Origin of the sequence: Corallococcus sp. AS-1-6 (assembly GCF_020037015.1) — a bacterium.
Taxonomy (GTDB): Bacteria; Myxococcota; Myxococcia; order Myxococcales; family Myxococcaceae; genus Corallococcus.
This window is the reverse complement of record NZ_JAIQDE010000003.1, coordinates 209,801-227,210: the sequence shown is the minus strand read 5'-3', so window position 1 is coordinate 227,210 and position 17,410 is coordinate 209,801. Positions and strand designations below refer to the sequence as shown.

General features: G+C 71.9%; 14 protein-coding genes. 5 read left to right on the top strand and 9 right to left on the bottom strand.

Annotation, left to right across the window (positions count from 1 at the left end; translation table 11 throughout):
* Positions 1-230: 230 nt before the first annotated feature.
* The 3 genes from K8612_RS06350 (at position 231) to K8612_RS06340 (ending at position 3,733) form a co-directional block, all read left to right on the top strand.
* A complete protein-coding gene (locus K8612_RS06350; protein WP_043323356.1) occupies positions 231-872 on the top strand; it encodes a sigma-70 family RNA polymerase sigma factor in 642 nt (213 codons plus the stop codon).
* Positions 873-923: 51 nt separating this feature from the next.
* A complete protein-coding gene (locus K8612_RS06345) occupies positions 924-1,775 on the top strand; it encodes an anti-sigma factor (RefSeq protein ID WP_223740330.1) in 852 nt (283 codons plus the stop codon).
* Positions 1,776-1,963: 188 nt separating this feature from the next.
* Positions 1,964-3,733 carry a response regulator gene (locus tag K8612_RS06340; protein ID WP_223761604.1) on the top strand — a complete coding sequence of 590 codons (1,770 nt, stop codon included), beginning with the start codon at positions 1,964-1,966 and terminating at the stop codon, positions 3,731-3,733.
* A gap of 78 nt (positions 3,734-3,811) precedes the next feature.
* On the opposite strand, the gene K8612_RS06335 is transcribed toward K8612_RS06340, so the two are convergent.
* From K8612_RS06335 to K8612_RS06310, 6 genes are read right to left on the bottom strand one after another with little or no spacing between them, the layout of a single operon-like run.
* Entirely contained in the window at positions 3,812-4,957 is a 1,146-nt protein-coding gene (locus K8612_RS06335; RefSeq protein WP_223740332.1) for a hypothetical protein, read from the bottom strand.
* Positions 4,954-5,724, bottom strand: coding sequence for a type III pantothenate kinase (locus K8612_RS06330; protein ID WP_223761603.1), 771 nt, complete (start codon positions 5,722-5,724; stop codon positions 4,954-4,956). The genes K8612_RS06335 and K8612_RS06330 overlap by 4 nt, the downstream gene beginning before the upstream one ends.
* 12 nt (positions 5,725-5,736) lie before the next feature.
* Positions 5,737-6,738 carry a biotin--[acetyl-CoA-carboxylase] ligase gene (locus tag K8612_RS06325; protein ID WP_223761602.1) on the bottom strand — a complete coding sequence of 334 codons (1,002 nt, stop codon included), beginning with the start codon at positions 6,736-6,738 and terminating at the stop codon, positions 5,737-5,739.
* A 15-nt stretch (positions 6,739-6,753) separates the two neighbouring features.
* Positions 6,754-7,374, bottom strand: coding sequence for a hypothetical protein (locus K8612_RS06320; protein WP_223761601.1), 621 nt, complete (start codon positions 7,372-7,374; stop codon positions 6,754-6,756).
* 3 nt (positions 7,375-7,377) lie between these two features.
* Positions 7,378-8,295, bottom strand: a complete 918-nt coding sequence (locus tag K8612_RS06315) for a HEAT repeat domain-containing protein (protein WP_223761600.1) — start codon at positions 8,293-8,295, stop codon at positions 7,378-7,380.
* A gap of 54 nt (positions 8,296-8,349) precedes the next feature.
* On the bottom strand, positions 8,350-10,680 hold the full coding sequence (locus tag K8612_RS06310; RefSeq protein WP_223761599.1) for an HTH domain-containing protein: 2,331 nt from the start codon (positions 10,678-10,680) through the stop codon (positions 8,350-8,352).
* A gap of 97 nt (positions 10,681-10,777) precedes the next feature.
* Here K8612_RS06310 and K8612_RS06305 point away from each other — a divergent pair, with 97 nt between their 5' ends.
* Positions 10,778-12,973 carry a PQQ-binding-like beta-propeller repeat protein gene (locus K8612_RS06305; RefSeq protein WP_223761598.1) on the top strand — a complete coding sequence of 732 codons (2,196 nt, stop codon included), beginning with the start codon at positions 10,778-10,780 and terminating at the stop codon, positions 12,971-12,973.
* 46 nt (positions 12,974-13,019) lie between these two features.
* Here the strand turns inward: K8612_RS06305 and K8612_RS06300 are convergent, their stop codons facing one another.
* Complete coding sequence (locus K8612_RS06300) at positions 13,020-13,949, bottom strand: hypothetical protein (protein WP_223740339.1); 930 nt, start codon at positions 13,947-13,949, stop codon at positions 13,020-13,022.
* Positions 13,950-13,984: 35 nt separating this feature from the next.
* On the opposite strand from K8612_RS06300, the gene K8612_RS06295 reads away from it, so the two are divergent.
* On the top strand, positions 13,985-15,037 hold the full coding sequence (locus K8612_RS06295; protein WP_223740340.1) for an alpha/beta fold hydrolase: 1,053 nt from the start codon (positions 13,985-13,987) through the stop codon (positions 15,035-15,037).
* Here the strand turns inward: K8612_RS06295 and udk are convergent, their stop codons facing one another.
* Positions 15,038-15,676 carry a uridine kinase gene (gene udk / locus K8612_RS06290; protein ID WP_223740341.1) on the bottom strand — a complete coding sequence of 213 codons (639 nt, stop codon included), beginning with the start codon at positions 15,674-15,676 and terminating at the stop codon, positions 15,038-15,040. It abuts the gene before it with no gap.
* 68 nt (positions 15,677-15,744) lie between these two features.
* A complete protein-coding gene (locus K8612_RS06285) occupies positions 15,745-17,391 on the bottom strand; it encodes a DUF692 family multinuclear iron-containing protein (RefSeq protein ID WP_223761597.1) in 1,647 nt (548 codons plus the stop codon).
* Positions 17,392-17,410 lie beyond the last annotated feature (19 nt).

The following is a 17,410-nucleotide window of genomic DNA, read 5'->3' as shown; positions in this document are numbered from 1 at the left end:
AGCCATGTGCTGGCCGGTTGCCTGGATGGGACCTTTGTACGGGTGTCCCATCCAGTTCCCACCCTGAGGAATAAATGATCCCGCCGGGCGTCTCCGCACTCCAGAAGCGGGCATGCGGGCGGCGTGGCAGGGGAAAGCGTTGTTGACCCGTCTGTTCCGGTGCATAGATTGACTGTTAGGCAGGCGACGCATTCCCCAATCATTTCGGGCCCCTGGAAGGCGGGAGCATGATGCTGGACTTCAGGCAACCCAACCGGACGAAGCAGGAATTCGAAGAGCTGGCGCTGGCGCACCTGGACCCGCTCTATTCGGCGGCGCTCCGGTTGACCAAGAACGAGCGCGACGCCGAGGACCTGGTGCAGGACACCTGCATGCGGGCCTACCGCTTCTTCGACAAGTTCGAGCGCGGGACCAACATCAAGGCCTGGCTCTTCAAGATCCTCACGAACACCTTCATCAACCGCTACCGCCGCAAGGTGAAGGAGCGCACGGTGGTGGAGGGCGTGGAGCGCGAGGCGGTGCATGAGCGCTTCGTGAGCCGGGACGCGACGGACTTCGCGGCCAACCCGGAGCAGTACTTCTTCGACCGGCTCCTGTCGGACGACGTGCTGCGCGCCATCGACTCGCTGCCCATCGACTTCCGGCTGGTGGTCATCCTCGCGGACCTCCAGGAGTTCTCCTACAAGGAGATCGCGGAGATTCTGGAGTGCCCCGTGGGCACGGTGATGAGCCGTCTGTTCCGCGGCCGCAAGCTCCTGCAGAAGACGCTGCGCGAGTACGCCGAGGGTCAGGGCGTCTTCCGGCACGACGGTGAGCCGGTCCAGGCCCCCGCGGATCTGGAAGAGTTCCGGCGCCGGAAGAAGGCAGGCTAGAAAGAGGTTGGAGGGGCGTCGTCCTCCCTCCGCCCACCTCATCGAGCGCCCATGACCTGCCAGGAACTCGAGCGGTTGCTGTATCCGTACCTCGACGGCGAATTCCAGCCCGAGGAACGCCACGACGTGGAGTCGCATCTCGAAGGCTGCGCCGCGTGCGTCGCGCGGGTGGACGAGGAGATGCAACTGCGTCAGACGCTTCGCCGCGCGGCGAAGCACTCCATCTCCGCCCAGGGCACGCGCGCGCCGGCGTCGCTGCGCGCGGGCATCCAGTCCGGCCTGCACCGCGAGCACCGCCGCGCGCAGGTGAGCCAGTGGCTGCGCGCCGGGGCCATGGCCCTGGTGGTGGTGACGGTGAGCGGCGGCTGGATGATGTACCAGTCCGGCAAGGCGCAGAAGGCCACCATCCTGGAGGCCGTGCAGCGCCACACGCGCCAGCGCCCCCTGGAGTTCGTCGCGGGCACGCCGGAGCAGATTGAAGCGTGGTTCAACGACAAGGTGGAGCACCGCATCACCCTGCCCCGCCTGCAGCAGGCGCGGCCCGTGGGCGCGCGCTTCTCCACGCTCAACGGCCAGGAGGTCGTCTACGTCAGCTACGAGACGCAGCCCCGCCTCACCAACGAGCCCAAGCGCAACATCGGCGTGTTCGTGTACCCGGCCACGGGCCAGCGGGTGATCAAGGACGAGGGCCCCACGGTGGAGAACGTCGCCGTGGACTCGAGCCAGGCGTACAACGTGGTGACGTGGCGTGATCAGGACGTCACCTACGAGCTGGTGACGGACCTGGATGACGCCGCCATCCTGCAGATGCTGCGGGATCAGGAGCACCGCTCCAACGGGCTCGTGCGCCCCGCGCAGGTGAAGCCCGCGGTGAGCGTGCAGCCCGTGTCGCTACAGCCCTGAAGCCCTCGCGAAGCGGGGGCTCGGGTGGTCGCCTGCTCAACTGAATACCGGGCGTTGCGCCCGGTGTGAAGATTGACGGTCCCAGGCATGGCCGATAGCCTCGACGGCGTCTTCACTCTCGCGCGCCGCCGCTGCTGTTCCTCGCGGTGTCACACCGCGCGCCGCACCCCCAGGATGGCCGTCCCTTCATGTCCAAGCGAATCCTGATCGTCGAAAGCGACGCCACCCTCGCCACCACGCTGCAGCAGGCCCTGGAGTCGCGAGGCTTCTCCGCGCAGACGACGGGCGACGGCAAGGGCAGCGTGGAGCTGATCCGCCGTGAGCGTCCGGACCTCGTGGTGCTGGCGGTGGACCTGTCCGCGGGACAGAACGGCTACCTCATCTGCGGCAAGCTGAAGAAGGACGACGAGCTGAAGACGGTGCCCATCGTCATCATCGGCAACCCGGACGGCTTCGCGGCGCACGGCAAGCTGAAGGCGCGCGCGGACGAGTACGTGGCGAAGCCGGTGGACGCGGACGTCCTCATCGACCGCGTGGGCGGCGTCATCGGCTTCCCGGAGCCGCCCGTCAGCAACGAGGTGGTGGACGAGAGCCTCACGCTGGACTCGCTGGGCGAGGAGCCCGCGACGGACTTCGGCTCGGAGGAGATCGCCGTCGACACGGGCGAGGAGCCCGCGGTGGCCGGGGAAGACCTGGACATGCTCGACGACGCCTTCAGCGACATGTCCGAGCCCGTGACGGGCACGCCCGAGGAGCCCGTCGTCGCGCCGCCGGAGGAGCTGGAGTCCCCGTCCGGCCTGGAGGAGATCTCCGCGCTCGACTCGCTGGGGCCGGACAACGACGACTCGCTGGACATGCTGGGCGGCCTGGACGAGCCGGAGGAGAAGACCGTCGTCGGCTTCATGCCGCCGGTGGAGCCGGAGCCCGTCGCCGCCGCCCCCACCCCGCCGCCCACGCGCGCCGCCCCCACGCCGCTGCGCGCGGTGCCGCCGCCCGCCCCGGCCCGCGCCGTCGCCGCGCCGGTGACGCCGGCCGCCGCCCCGGGCCCGTCCGCCGCGGACCTGGCGGAGCTGCGCAACCTGCGCGCGAAGGTGGCGGAGCTGACGAGCGCGCTGGAGGACTCGCGCGCGGAGACGACGCAGGTCGAGGAGCGCGTGCAGTCGCTGGAGTCCGAGCTCCAGGCGAAGGCGACGGAGCTGGAGGCGTCCCGCTCCACCGCCGGCAAGAGCGACAAGGACACCTTCGCGCTGCGTGACACCGTCAACAAGCGCGACAAGGAGATCCTGCGCCTCAAGTCGGAGCTGAACCAGAAGGACCAGGAGATCATCGAGCTGAAGGATCAGCACCTGGAGCTGGAGCAGAAGGCCTCCACCTCCGAGGAGGAGCTGAACCGCCGCGACGCGCAGATCAAGACGCTCACCACGCGCACCGAGCAGCTCACCTCCGAGCGCAAGCGCGTGGACCAGCAGCTCGCCACCGCGAAGGAGGAGGCGCGCGGCGCCACCGCGAAGCTGGGCACGCTCCAGGCGGAGCTGGATCAGCACCAGGCCCAGGCCCAGGCCCTCCAGGGTGAGGTGGACTCCTTGCGCGCCCAGGTGGCCCAGCAGGACGCGGACCTCCAGGCGGCGCGCGAGGAGGCCGAGGGGCTGCGCTCGCAGGTGGAGGCGGCGCAGGGCGAGCTGGAGGGGCTGCGCGGCCAGTTGGAGCAGGCCCAGGCGGACCTGTCCAACCAGAGCGCCCAGGCGGCCTCCGAGGCGGACGGCCTGCGCGTGCGCATCACCGAGCTGGAGCAGGCGGCGGTGCGCAACGAGGAGCGCGTGACGAAGCTCTACGCGCGCATCAAGGGCGACGAGAAGCTGCGCGAGAAGACGAAGAAGGCGCTGGCCATCGCGCAGCAGTTGCTGGACGAGCCGGGCACCGCCGTGGGCGACGACGCCGACGAGGAAGCCGCGGCCTGAAGCACCGCGGTACCGCCTGACGGCGCCCCGGGGGAAGGCGCGGGCCAAACCGCCCTCCCCCGCCGTCAGCGCTCCGGCCTACTTGCCGCCGGGCGCCTGCTTGGGGGCCGTCTTCTTCTCGTGCAGCTTCTTGGCGAAGGACTGCACGGCGGCGGGCACGTTCTTGTCGCGGGAGAGCTCCTTGAGCTCCGCGTCGCGCAGCGTGTTGAGGAACTTCATGGTGACGGTGAGCGGCACCTTGGGGTTCTTCACCAGCGCGAGCTTCACCTTCTGCATCTTCGTCCACTCGCGGTTGTTGTAGATGACGCGCAGCACGTCCTCGTTGACGGCGCGGTTCGCGGCGCACGCGAGCACCTCGCCGTCCGTGATGCGGGGGCTGCGGATGACGGCCACGCAGACGAGCTTGTTGGTGTCGCGGATGAGGGCGGAGCGGGCCTCCTTGTTGCCCAGCGTGCCCAGCTTGATCTTCTCCGCGATGGACATCTTCATGATGCGCTGCGCGAGCGTGAGGCGCTTGCCCTCCTCCATGGGGGCGGCGTCCTCGGCCTGCGCCGCCGTGCCCAGCTCCTGGAGCACCTCCTCCGCGGTGGGGCCGGGGTCCGGCGGCGCGGCGGCGGCCTGCGGGCCGTAGATGCGCACGCGCGCGGCCTGCATCGCGGGCACGTCCGCCAGCACCAGGCCGCTGCGGACCGCGAAGTCGCAGACGCTGTCCACCAGCGACGCCGGGACGCCGGGGTTGGCGCACAGGCCGCGGATGATGTCCTCGTTGCGCAGCAGGCGCAGTTGGTTCTGGGAGATGATCTCCGCCACCTTCGGGCTGCACGTGCCGGCCACGCTGGCCACGGCGTCGTCCGGCGTCTCCGAGTTGAGGACGAGCATCTCCGCGTAGGCTTCCTTGTCCTTGAGCAGGCCCAGGAAGTAGCCCAGCACGGGCGGCTGCACGCCCTCGTCGCGCAGCGCGGAGCCCAGGATGCGGTCAGGCAGGTTCGCGGACGTCTTGGCGGCCGTCTCGCGCACGTTCGCGTCCGGGTCGAACGTGAGCATGTAGAGGGCGCCCAGCATGTCCGCCGGGTTGAGCGGCACCAGGGACTTGGCCGCCATCATCCGCAGGGGCACGGGGGCGTTGGGGTCCACGTGCTTGCGCAGGTTGGGCGGCAGGAACTCCGAGTTGAAGGGGCAGCCCGGGGGCGGGGCCGGAATGCTGGGGTCAGCGGCGGTGCTCATGTCGCGTGATTCCTTCCGTAGATGATGCGCAGCCCCTCCAGGGTGAGGAACTCATCCACCTCCTGGATGGCCTTCGATTCACTGGCCACCAGCGGGGCCAGGCCCCCGGTGGCCACCACTTTCGCGGAGAAGCCCATCTCCGCCTCCATCCGCGCGCACATCCCGTCCACCAGGCTCACGTAGCCGTGGACCAGGCCGGCCTGCATGGAGTGCACGGTGTTGCGGCCCACCACGTGCGGCGGGCGCGCGAACTCGACGCGGGGGAGCTTGGAGGCGTTCTGGAACAGGGCCTCCATGGAGATGTTGATGCCGGGGCAGATGGCGCCGCCCAGGTACTCGCCCTTGGGCGTCACCGCGTCCAGCGTCGTCGCGGTGCCGAAGTCCACCACGATGAGGCCGCGGTGGTGCTTCTCATAGGCGGCCACCGCGTTGACGATGCGGTCCGCGCCCACTTCGCGCGGGTTGTCGTAGAGGATGGGCATGCCCGTCTTCACGCCCGGGCCCACGAACATGGGGCGCGTCTTGAAGTAGCGCTCGCTCATCTTCTCCAGGATGAACTGGAGCGGCGGCACCACGCTGGACACCGCCACGGCCTTCACCTGGTTCGCGTCGATGCCGCTCCAGGAGAAGAGCTGGCGCACGAGGATGCCGTACTCGTCCGCGCTGCGCCGCGCGCTCGTCTCCAGGCGCCAGTGGTCCAGGAGCCGCCGGCCCTCGTACACGCCCAGGACGGTGTTGGTGTTGCCGACGTCGATGGCCAGGAGCATCAGGCGCGCACTCTAGCGCTGGGGACGCAACTGCTCCACGTCCCCCGCCAGCACGCGCTCCACGCGGCCGTCCGCCACGCGCACCAGCAGGGCGCCCGTCGCGTCGATGTCCTCCGCGAACCCCTCCCAGTCCCCCCGGTCCGTCCGCACCCGGACGGGCACGCCCAGGGTGCTGGAGAGCGCCTTCCAGCGGGTGCGCACCGCGTCGAAGCCGGTGGCCAGGTACGTGTCCAGCCAGGCCTCCAGCCGGTTCCACAGGGCCGCGGTGAAGGCCGCGCGACCCACCGGCCGCCCCAGCGCCAGGGAGAGCGACGTGGCCGTGGCGCGCAGCTCGTCCGGGAAGTGCTCCTCCCCGGAGTTGAGGTTCACCCCCACGCCCACGATGACGAAGTGCACGCGCTCGGGTTCGGCGGACAGCTCCGTGAGGATGCCGGCCACCTTCCGGCCGCCAATCTGCACGTCGTTGGGCCACTTGATGGCGGCGTCCGCGCCCGCGTCGCGCAGCGTCTCCGCCAGGGCCACGGCGGCCACCAGCGTCAGCTCCGGCGCGCGCTGCGGGGGCAGCTCCGGGCGCAGGATGGCGGAGAAGTACAGGTTGAGGTTCGGCGGCGACACCCAGGCGCGGCCCCGGCGCCCCTTGCCGGCGGTCTGCTGCTCGGCCACCACCACCGTGCCGTGGGCGGCGCCGTCCTGGGCCAGCCGGAAGGCCGCCGCGTTGGTGGAGCCGAGGGTGTCGTGGTGGTGCAGCACGCGGCCCACCGCGCGCGTGGCGAGCAGCGGGTGGACCTCCAGGCCGGAGATCCGGTCCGGCCGGCCCACCAGCCGGTAGCCCTTCGCGGGCACCGCCTCGATGCGGTAGCCCTTCAGCCGCAGGGCCTCCACGTGCTTCCACACCGCCGTGCGCGACAGGCCCAGCCGGTTGGACAGCGCCTCACCGGAGATGAAGCCCTCCCCGCCTTCCGCGAGGAAGTTCAGGATGCGCGCGTCCTGCGTCAGCTCGTTCGTCGTCTCCACGGGAGGCGGGCCGCTTCAGTTCGGGGCGGGAGCGGACGCGGCCTCGGAATTCGCGGCGCCGGCCTTGTAGGAGATGAGCTCCAGCTCCGTCTGCGGCACGCGCTTGCCGTCGTGCTCCGTGGCCACGTCCACGCGGACCAGGCCCACGCCCGCGGCGAAGGTCATCGTGTTGACGAGCGTGGTCTGCGCGTCGACCTTGTTGCGGCCCTCCACGCTCACGCAGTTGGGGAACGAGCCCGCGGGCACCTTGCAGGCGAAGCCCACCTGCACCAACTGGTAGCGCTCCGTGGAGGACACGGACACGACGTTGTTCCAGCCGCGCCCGGCCTCCAGCGGGCCACGCAGGAGGTAGCGCTTGGGGTCGCGCAGGCCGAAGGCGTCCACGGTGAGCTGGCCGCCCTGGTTGTCCACGAAGTAGCCGTCCTGCTCCTTGACGATCTCCACCGTGACGGGTTTGTCGTCGCGCCCGTCAATCCGGTACGTCCAGGCGTTGCCCACGGCCAGCGGGTAGTACTGGGCGATGGACTCGGGCGAGGGGCGCGTGTCCGACTCGACGCGCTTCGCGCAGCCGGACCCGACGAGCGTGGAGGCCAGGAGGGCCAGGCCCCCCACCATCGACAGTGATTGCTTCATCATGCGCTAGGGGTCCGCGTGGCCCTGGCCACGCGCCTCCGCGGTTGCGTGGTTGCGTGATGCGTAGAGCGTGTCCAGCGCCTGCTGCGCGGCGGCCTGGACCGACGGCGTGTCGTGGCCCTGGGCCACCGTGTACAGGTACGCCTCCGCCTCCGGGCCGCCAATCTCACCCACCGCGAAGACGATCTCCTGCAGGAAGCCCGAGTCCTTGCCGCGCGCCAGGTCGATGAGCGCCGGCACCGCGCTCTTCGCCTTCATCTCCGCCAGCGCGCCGATGGTGCGGCGCACCTGCTCCGCGTCGCTGGTGTCCTTGAGGCGTTCAATCAGGAGCGGCGCGGCGGCCGGGTGCTTGCGCTCGGCCAGCGTGCGCAGGGCGAACTCGCGGATGCGCGAGTCGGACGCCTGGAGGTCCGCCACCAGCGCCTCGTCCGTGCGCTCCAGCGCGGCGAGTTGAAGCACCGCGGACTCCGTCACCTGCCGCAGCACGTTCTCCAGCGCGCTGCGCATGGCGGCCCGCCGCCCTTCCGCCGAGTCCTCCTCCACCGCCGCCTCGCCCAGGCCCACGACCTCGTAGCGCTGGGGCGTGTTGCCGCCGAAGCGCTCCAGGGACAGGTTGGCGCCCACCTCCGCGAAGCTGTGCGGGTTGCCGTCCTTCAGCACCTCGCGGGTGAAGGGCACGTCCAGCGACAGCCGCCAGGGGCGGGACTTCTTGGGGGACTCGTCGGCCACCCACTCGAAGCGGCCGGAGGACTTCAGCGCGTCGTCGAACAGCTCCCGCACGCCTTCCGGGCCGAAGCCCAGCAGGGCGTTGTCCCGCAGGGTGGTCCCGGAGAGCTCCACCGGCGCCACCGGATAGCGCGGGGCCTGCGAGCGGCAGGCCCCGAAGAACAGCACGCAGGAGGTTAGCAGCAGGGCCGGCTTCATGGCCCCCACAGGCTAACACTCCCGCGTCCACCGCACCTGATTCCGTGCGGGGGATCAGCCTTCCTTGTTGCCCTCGGACGAACCCTCCGTCCCAGGGGACACCGGCGCCTCGTGCACCTCGCGGGCCTCGCGGACTTCCGCGGGCTGCGAGGCCGCTTCGGCGGGCGCCTCTTCCGGAGGCAGCGCCTGCGCGGCGACCGGGGTCACCGCGTCGGACGCGGCGCGGGCGGCTTCGGCCCGGGCACGCGCGGCCTCGTCGGACTCCGGCGGGGCCTGCACCGCTTCGCCCGCCTGCCAGGCGTTGCCCACCGCGGCGCCCTCCCCGTTCGCGGGGCGGGCCTCCGTCGGCACGGGCAGGGCCTCGCCCGCGAGCGCGACCGGCTCACCGGTGACGCTGCCACCCGGGGACGGCGCGGCGAGGCCACCGGAGGACTCCGTGCCCCCCGTGGCCTCGGCCATGATGCCGCCCGAGGAGCCGTTGCCTTCACCGATGCCCACCGTGGCCTCGGCCGTGATGCCGTCCGAGGAGCCGTTGCCTTCACCGGCGGCGACCGCTGCCACCGTGGTGGCGCCGGCCTCACCCGCGCTGGCCGCGGCCTCACCGGCGGGAGCGCCGGCCTCACCCGCGGGCGTGCCCTCCGCTCCGCGCGAGCCACGGCCGCGACGGCCCCGGCGACGGCGGCGGCGGCGCTTGCGCTCGGAGGCGCTGCCCTCGGCGGTGCCGGCCTCGGCGCCCTCCTTGGCTCCGCCCACGAAGGCGCTGGCGGCCTCCAGGTCCTCGTCCTCACCCTCGTCGTCGCCCTCCTCGGACTCGTCCTCCTCCGACGCGGGCGTGAACCCGGCGGCGGCCGGCGGCGCGGGGGCCACCGGCGAGGCCTTGGCCTCGGCGCCCTCGGCGCCGGACTGGGCGGCGTCGCGGGCCTCGGCCCGTTCACGCTGACGGTCCCGGCGGCGCTCGGAGCGCTCCTGACGGTCGCCCCTCTCGGGACGCTCCGCGCGCTCCGGCTTCTCGGGGGTGGCGGCGACCTCGACCTCTCCACCGCCCTCCTCGCGGGCCTGCTTCTCGCTCTTGCGCTCCTCGCGGCGGCGCTGGGCCTCCTCGGCGTCCAGCTTCGCGGCCTCGAAGAAGCGCTCGTCGATGTCGTACAGCTCCACCTGGGTGACGGTGACGGCGGTCTTCGCCTCCAGGAACTTCTCCCCCAGGGCGTCACCGCACCACAGCATCACCAGCGAGCCGGAGGCCTGCGCCTCCGAGCGCGCGTCGCCGCGCACCTCGCCCGCGCTCACCAGCAGGCCCACCTGCGCCGAGTAGTGGCCCAGGTCGCGCCGCAGCTCCTGCACCGTCTTGCGGTCGATGCCCGGCATGCCCTTGAGCATGCGGACCGCGTAGCGCAGCTCCACGCTGCCCTCGCGCTTGCGCGCGGTGAGCAGGGGGCCTTCCTTGGAGCGCTTGGCGACCTTCAGCTCGCGGAAGCCCAGCCCGTGCATCATCTTCACCACGGACTTCTCGAAGGTGCCCACGTCCGCGTCGCCCAGGCGCTTGCGCAGCCCGCGCGCCACCGCCCGGCGCGCGTCCTTGAGGGCCGTGCGCGCGGTGGTGATGAGGGCCTCGTCCACCAGGGGCTCGCCGGCGGCGGCGGGCTTGCCCAGCACCGGGCGGCCCCCCTCCAACGGGATGCCCAGGGCCTGCGCGAAGGCGGCCTGGAGCTCCAGGGGCGGCGCCTCGCTCGGCGCGCCCGCGCGCTCCAGGGACACCTCGCCGGTCTCCTGGTTGAAGGCGTACTGGGGCCGGCGGCCCGCGTCGATGCGGCGCTGGTTGTCCTCCAGCAGGGCGGTGAGCACCGCCTCCACCGTGGTCTCCTCCGCGCACAGCTCCTTGCCCTTGGCGCGCTCGATGAGCTGATCCGTGCGCAGCGCGGCGTCCGCCTCGCTGAGGATCTCGAACACGACCTCCGGCAGCGGCGGGAAGCGCTTGCGGCGTCCACCCCGCTCCTCGTCGCCCTCGTCACGGCGGCGCTTGCGCTCCGTGCCACGGCCCGACGCGCGGACGTTGTCCGTGCGGGGCTCCGGGTGACGCTCCACGGGCCGCAGCGGAGGCAACTCCTCCTCCGGATGCGGCTCCATCACGCCCGTCTGTGCAAGTGCCTCGACGTCCTCGGAGAGCGACCAGTCCGTCAGCGCGAAGGTATCCTTCGCCGTGACAATCACCTTGCGATCCCGCGTCCGTCGCGCCATGGCGGCCAGTCGCGACAGCATCGTCACTTCCGGCGTCTTACCGATGTGGGACAGCAGGCTCAGCTGGATGGACTTCTCCGTGATTTCAAGGAAATGCAGGGGGCGACCTTCGCTCTCCAGCACACGGAGCGCGGCCTCGTAAAATGTCATCGAGTATTCCCCAAGAATTCCGAACGGTTACAAAAATGTAGGTCCGTATGGGCGGCGGATGCTAGCCACCGCTAAACTGGGTTGTCAACGAACGTCAATGACCCGTCTCCGCATCGGACACCATTGGAAGCGCGAACCGTCAGCCTCCCCGCTCGATTCCATCGCGCTGGAACTGGACGGCGTGAACCTGCTGTCCGGGGCGGTGGAGGAGCCCCTGGCGGAGGTCGTCCCCTCCCTGGTGGAGGCGGTGGCGGCCCTGCACGCGGGGCGGCGGAGGCTGGCGCAGGTGTCGCTGACGGAGGCGCACCTGGAGCTCGTGTTGCGGCGCGTCGGGCCGGACATCGAGCTGTCGGTGGCCAGCCTCGCCCGGCCCGCCCACCTGCTGCGCCCGCCCATCCGGGTGGACGCCGAGGAGCTGACGAAGGCCACCCGCCAGAGCGGCCAGCGCTTCCTCCAGGACGTGACGAAGCTCGCGCCCAAGGCCCTGTCCGCCACGGCCGCCCGGAAGCTGGGCGAGGCGCTCCAGGGCCTGGGCAAGGCCGCCCCGCATGCGGAGGAGCCGCCCGTCCCCCCCACCCCGCTGCGGATCGAGCCGGTCTCCGTCCCGGGGTTCGGCTTCGAGCTGAAGGACATCTCCCCCGCCTCCCGTGAGGCGCCGTCGCGGGGCACCTCCGGGGCGCTGGCGCCGCTCCTGGGCGCGGGCGAGGTGTGGCTGGCGCTGCCCGGACGGCCGCAGGCGTGGCGCGCGCCGGGGCCGCCGTTCCTCACGGTGCTGGAGCTGTCCCGGCAGGCGGTGGAGCTGGCGCGAGCCGTGGAGCTGGGCGAGGCCCGCTTCGAGTTCGAGCCCGCGGGCGTGCGCCCCCGCCTGACGCTGGACCTGCCCGGGCAGCGGGCGAAGCTGGGGCCCACCGGCGCGTGGTTCGAGCTGGAGCCCAAGGCGCTCCTGTCCGCCCTCTTCCAGTTGGGGGAGGCGCTGGGCCTGGCGTTCGCGGAGGCGCACCGGATCCAGGTCTCCAACCCGTACCTCGTGGAGCTGGCGGAGCGCTGCCGCGAGGGGCTGTCCCACCTGCGAGGCGCCCACAAGCCGCCCGAGGCGGAAGGCGAGGCGCGCGAGCGCAAGAGCCCTCCGGCGCGCGGCGAGTCCCGTCCGCTGAAGGTGCCCGGGAAGCTGCGGCGCCTGCGCTTCGAGAAGCTCTGGGAGCAGCGCGGGCTGGAGGAGCCGGAGGAGGCGCGGCTGCTCCTGGGCCGGCACGGGCCGGTGTACTGCGCGCCGGGGCTGGCGGGCGCGTTCTCGCGCAAGGATGGCGCGCTGCTGTGGCGGCGGGCCGCGTCGCTGGGCGTGGCGGCGTCCGCGGATGGCCACGCGGTGGCGGCGGACGACACGCGCGTGTACGGCTTCACCGGCCGGGGCTCGGGCGCGCGGTGGCTGCATGACCATGACGGCATCCCGCTGGGGCCGCTGCTGCTGCGCCAGGACGGGCTGCTGCTGACGCTGTCGGAGGACCGCACCGCGGTGGCCTTCGCGGAGGCCACGGGCCGCGAGGTGTGGCGCCTGGCCCCGCCGCGCACGCAGCGCGGGTGGCTGGCCACGCAGGGGCACCGGGCGCTCCTGTCCACGGATTCGGGCTACCTGTACGGCCTGGATTTGGAGGACGGTCAGGTGCGCTACCGGCTGCGCTCGCCCCTGCCCTTCCATGGCTCCCCGGTGGCGTGGGGCCGGCGCTTCCTGGCGCTCATGGGGCGCGGCTCGCATCACGCGCTGCTGCTGGCGGACGCGCACACCGGCGAGGCGCAGTGGACCTTCGAGCCGGACCTCCTCCTGCCCTCCACGCCGCTGCCGGTGGGCCAGCGGGTGCTCCTGGCCGGGATGCGCGACCAGGACGGGTTCCTGGTGTGCCTGGACGCGCGCGGGCGCAAGGTCTGGGAGCGCGCGCTGCACCTGGGCCCCGGGCCCTATGCGCTGGCGCCGCTGCCGCGCGCGGTGGTGGTGACGAGCGCGTCCGGGGCCGCCGCCCGCGTGGCGCTGTCCGGGCAGGTGGACTGGCGGCTGGGGGCGGCCGGTGAGCCGCTGATCACCGCGCTGCCGGCGCGCACCGCCCGCGACGTGACGCTCGTCGCGGGGGAGGTGGTGCGCGCGGTGGATCCTCGCGGCGGTCAGGTGCTCGCGGAGGTGCGCGCGGGGGTGGGGCTCGTCGCGCTCCAGGCCGACGTGCGCCTCAACCTGTACTTCCTGGACGACGCCGGCACGCTGTCCGCGTACCGGCTGGGGTCGCACTTCGCCGTCGTGAAGTGACGAAGTGCGGTCTGCCCGCTCCTCGCCCTTCACCTGAAACGAAGGGCTACTCGCCCTTCTTGGCGGAGGCCTTGGCCGGGTCGATCTCCTCCTCCGGCCGCTCCTCCTGCGTGGCGCCCTCCCACGTCTCGTTGGCGCCCAGCTTCCACTCGGACGGCACGTCCAGCTTCCACGTGTAGGTGGCGTTGGCGTTGCCTCCGGACGCCGCGTGCGAGGCGACGTTGACGGTCATCTCCACCTTCGCCACCTCCGCGGGCAGCAGGTCCAGGTCGTAGTGGCCCAGCAACATCTGCGGAGGGAAGCCGGCGATGAGGCGCTCGGGGTAGTCGATCTTCATCGACGGGTCGGCGCCGCGCATCTCGCCCAGCAGCTTGCCCTTCGCGTCGGTGAGCTTCCACACCGTGTCGAACGCGGCGCTGGTGACCATCTTCTTCACCTTGCCCTCGTCCTTCTCCACGCGCTGCGCGCCCCAGAGCACCAGTTGCAGGCGGATCTGCGGCTTGCCCATCACCATCACCACGTCGTTGGACACCACGTCCAGGCGCATGCCCTTGTCCGTGGCGGACATCACCGGGCGGTAGCGGCCCTCGCGCAGGGAGTCGAACTGCTTGCGCGCGTACTCGTAGAAGGCCTTGCGATCCCCCGCGCGGTTGTCCTTCTTGTCGCCGCCCGACTCCGAGCGCTGCTCCAGCTCCGCCAGGTAGCTGTCGAACTTCTTGTTCCCCCCAAAGCGGTCCAGGTGCGCGTCGAGGTCGTCGAAGTAGCCCTTGAAGAAGGACTTCAGCTCGTCCTTGTAGGACGCCTCATCCGGGTTGGAGCGCATCCAGCCCACGCGCTCCAGGTAGACGGACTGGATGCGGCGGAAGTCCGCGTCCCGCTCCGCCTCGGTGGCCCGCGCGGAGGCGGTGCGGTGACTCGCCACCGCGGCGACGATCACCAGGGCGATGACAATGATGATTCCGAAGTAGCGCTTCAAGCGACAGGCTCCTGTGCGTACGGGCAGGCAATGATATGAGCCCCATCATCGTGCCCCAGGCCGAGGGAATCCAACTGTTCACCGTGCCCCTTCCGCTGGAGGAAGGGGACCTGCTGGGAAGCCCCCAGATTGCCTGGCAGGCCTATGGGAAACCGTCGGATGGCAAAGCGGTGGTGGTGCTGCACGACCTGTCCCATTCCCACCAGGCGTTGAGCACGGAAGTGAACGGTGCGTACCAACCCTCGGGCTGGGGTCGGGAGCTCATCGGTCCCGGCAAGGCGCTGGATCCGGACGTGACGCCGGTCATCGTGCCCAACCTGCTGGGCAGCCCGTTCGGCTCCACGTCGCCGCTGACGCCGGATCCGCACACCGGCGCGCCGTGGGGCGCGGGGCTGCCGCCGCTCACCGTGCTGGACATGGCGCGCGGCGTGTCCGCGCTGCTCAAGGCCCTGGGGCTCACGCGCGTGAAGGCCCTGGTGGGCATTGGCCTGGGCGGGCTGGTGGCGCTGCGGCTGGCGGCGCTGTTCCCGGAGCTGGCGGACGGCGTGGTGGTGCTGGGCGCGGCGCGGGCGCTGCCGGAGGGGCTGCGCGAGAAGATGGGCCTCACGTCGCAGGTGCTGCGCATGGCGCCCGACAACGAGGACACCCCGCCCCTGCGCGAGCGCGCGCCGAACCGGACGCTGGCGCGGCTGCGCATGGACTACCTCAAGCTGCTCTACGGCCGCGACCACCTGGGCAGCGCGTATCCGGACAGCGCGGCGGCGCAGGCGGCGCTGGAGGCGGAGGCCGCGTCGTTCGCGGACACGTTCGATCCGGTCGCGTGGTCGCTGCTCTGCTCCGCGTACGCGGGCTGCGACCTGACGGAGACGTTCCCGAAGATCCGCGCGCGGGTGCTGCTGCTCGCGGGCGCGACGGACGCGCTGGCGCCCGCGGGCCGCGTGCGGGACACCTACCACCAGTTGACGGCGGCGGGGGTGCAGGCGCGATTCGTGGAGCTGCAGGGGCCGGGGGACCACGGCACCCTGCTGGCGGACGCGCACCGGCTGAAGGGGCCGGTGCAGGACTTCCTGCGCTGGCTGCGCGGCTAGCTAGCGCTGCGACTGGTGCTGCGTGGCGAGCCGCGCCCGGAGCGCGCCCACGAGCATCCCGATGGCGATGTCGTTGTTGCCGCCGTGCGGGATGATGATGTCCGCGTGGTGCTTGGACGGCTCCACGAAGCCCATGTGCATGGGGCGCACGTGGCGCAGGTACTGGCCCACCACGTGGTCGAAGTCGCGGCCGCGGTCCTTGATGTCGCGGGTGAGGCGGCGAAGGATGCGCAGGTCGTCATCCGCGTCGACGTAGATCTTCACGTCCATCTCGTCGCGCACCTCCTTCATGTGCAGCACGAGGATGCCCTCGATGAGGACGATGTCCCCGGGGTCCACGCGCTGCGTGTGCGGCTGACGGCCTGAAGTGACGAAGTCGTAGACGGGCTTCTGGATGGCCTGGCCCTGCCTGAGCGCGCGCAGGTGACTGACCAGCAGCTCCGTGTCGAACGCGTCGGGGTGGTCGAAGTTCACCTCCCGCCGCTCTTCGAGGGACATGTCCTTCAGGTCCCGGTAGTACGAATCCTGATCAATGAAGGCGACCCGGCAGTCGGCGAGAGCCTCACGCACCTTGCGGGCCACCGTGGTCTTGCCGGACGCGGTGCCGCCCGCGATGCCAACGACGAGGGGTGACGACATGCGGCGGGCAGTACCCCACCAGACAGGTGGGCGCAAGGATCCGTTGACCGGCCGACATGTGGCGCTGCTTATGCCCGCCGCAAGAGCCCGCGTGCTTGCCCTTCAGCGACCAGCCATGCAGGCAGGGCCTCCACCGGACCCGGCCCGTCCGCGAGCCCCTGGAGCCCCGCGGCCACCTCCGGAGGCAGCGTCAGGACCTCGAAGCCCGTCCCCTTGCGGCGGATGGCGAAGCGCCATGGGCCCGGGCCCGGCCGGGCCGCCACCTGCGCCAGGGCCTCCAGGCCGGAGACCTCCAGGGCCCCACAGGCCCACGCACGGCCGGTGAGGTGCCGCCGCAACGCCCGTGCGGCGAACACCAGCTCCGTCAGGTCGGCGGGGAAGGAGCCCAGGCGGACGTCCTCGGCCAGCGCCACCTGGCCCGGGGCCGGCGCCACGGGCGTCTGGAGGAAGGCGTGCGGCAGCATCATCTCCAGGGACAGCGCGGCGGCCACGCCCTCCGACGGCGCGGCCATCACGCGCTTGCGCGCCCAGGACGCGAAGGCGTGGGACAGGGACCTGCCCAGCCCGTCGAAGAGGCCCCGGTACTCGCGCGAGCGGGTGAAGGACTCCAGCCCCTCCGGCGTCGCCGCGAGCAACAGGCGCGTGAGGGGCCAGTCCTTGTCCAACTGCTCCGCCACCACCGCCAGGCGGAAGTCCCGGTCCGCGCGCGTGCCCTCGGGGTCCTCGTCCTCCGTGGCCGGGGTGACGCCGTGGCCCGCGTCGAACAGCGCCCATGGGCGGCTGTCCCCGGTGAGCGCGGGCACGGGCTCGCGCGACACAGGGAGGGACATGGGGGGGCGGGGCTCCTTCGGGACGAGCGCGCGCAGCCTCCGCAGCGACGCGAGCGCCACCTCCGGCGGATGGCCGTCGCCCTCGAAGGTGACGGCGCGCAGGCGCGAGCAGCGCGGGAGCACCTCCGCCAGCAGCTCGAACAGCTCCTCGCGCACGGGCTGCGTGTGGTCATCCACGTAGAAGGACCGCCCTCCCCTGCGCGTCACCACGCCGCCCGCGATGTGGAGCTCCACGACCTGCTCCAACGGAAAGCCGTCCAGGCCCGCGCGCAGGGGCAGGCCCGCGGAGAGCTGGTGGCTGAAGAGGTGGCCCAGGTCCAGGAGCAGCGGCAGGCCCGTGCGCGCGTGCAGCTTCGCCATGAAGTCCAGCGCGTGCAGGCCGCCGCGCGTGGCGAGCACGGCGGGGTTCTCAATCACCAGCGGGACGCTCAAGCCCGCCTGGATGTGGAGCGCGTGCGCCGCGCTGTCCCGCACGCCCGCTTCGTTGAACGGCGGCGTGACGTAGAGGTAGCCCGGGAAGGGCTGGCCGCCCGCGTGCCACCAGCCCACGTCGTTGCCCACCCACGGGCTGCCCACCGCGCGCGCGTGCGCGTCCAGCTCCGCGAGCGCCGACGCGGGCTCCAGCTCCGGCCCCCACAGGTTCAGGTGCACCGGATGGAAGAGGACCGGCACCTCCGAGCGGCGGCGCCACATCTCCGGGAAGAGCGTGGCCTGGGCCCTCGCCTCCTCCAGCGCGATGGGCGCGCTGTACTCCACGAAGTCGAAGAGACCGGGCGAGGCGTCGAGCAGCCGGTACGGATGCGGCACGTCCGAGGCGCTCAGGTTGCTGCTCAGCCCCAGCCCCATCCAGGGCAGTGACCACGAATCCGATGCAGGGCGCGTCATGGGCACACCCTAACCAGCC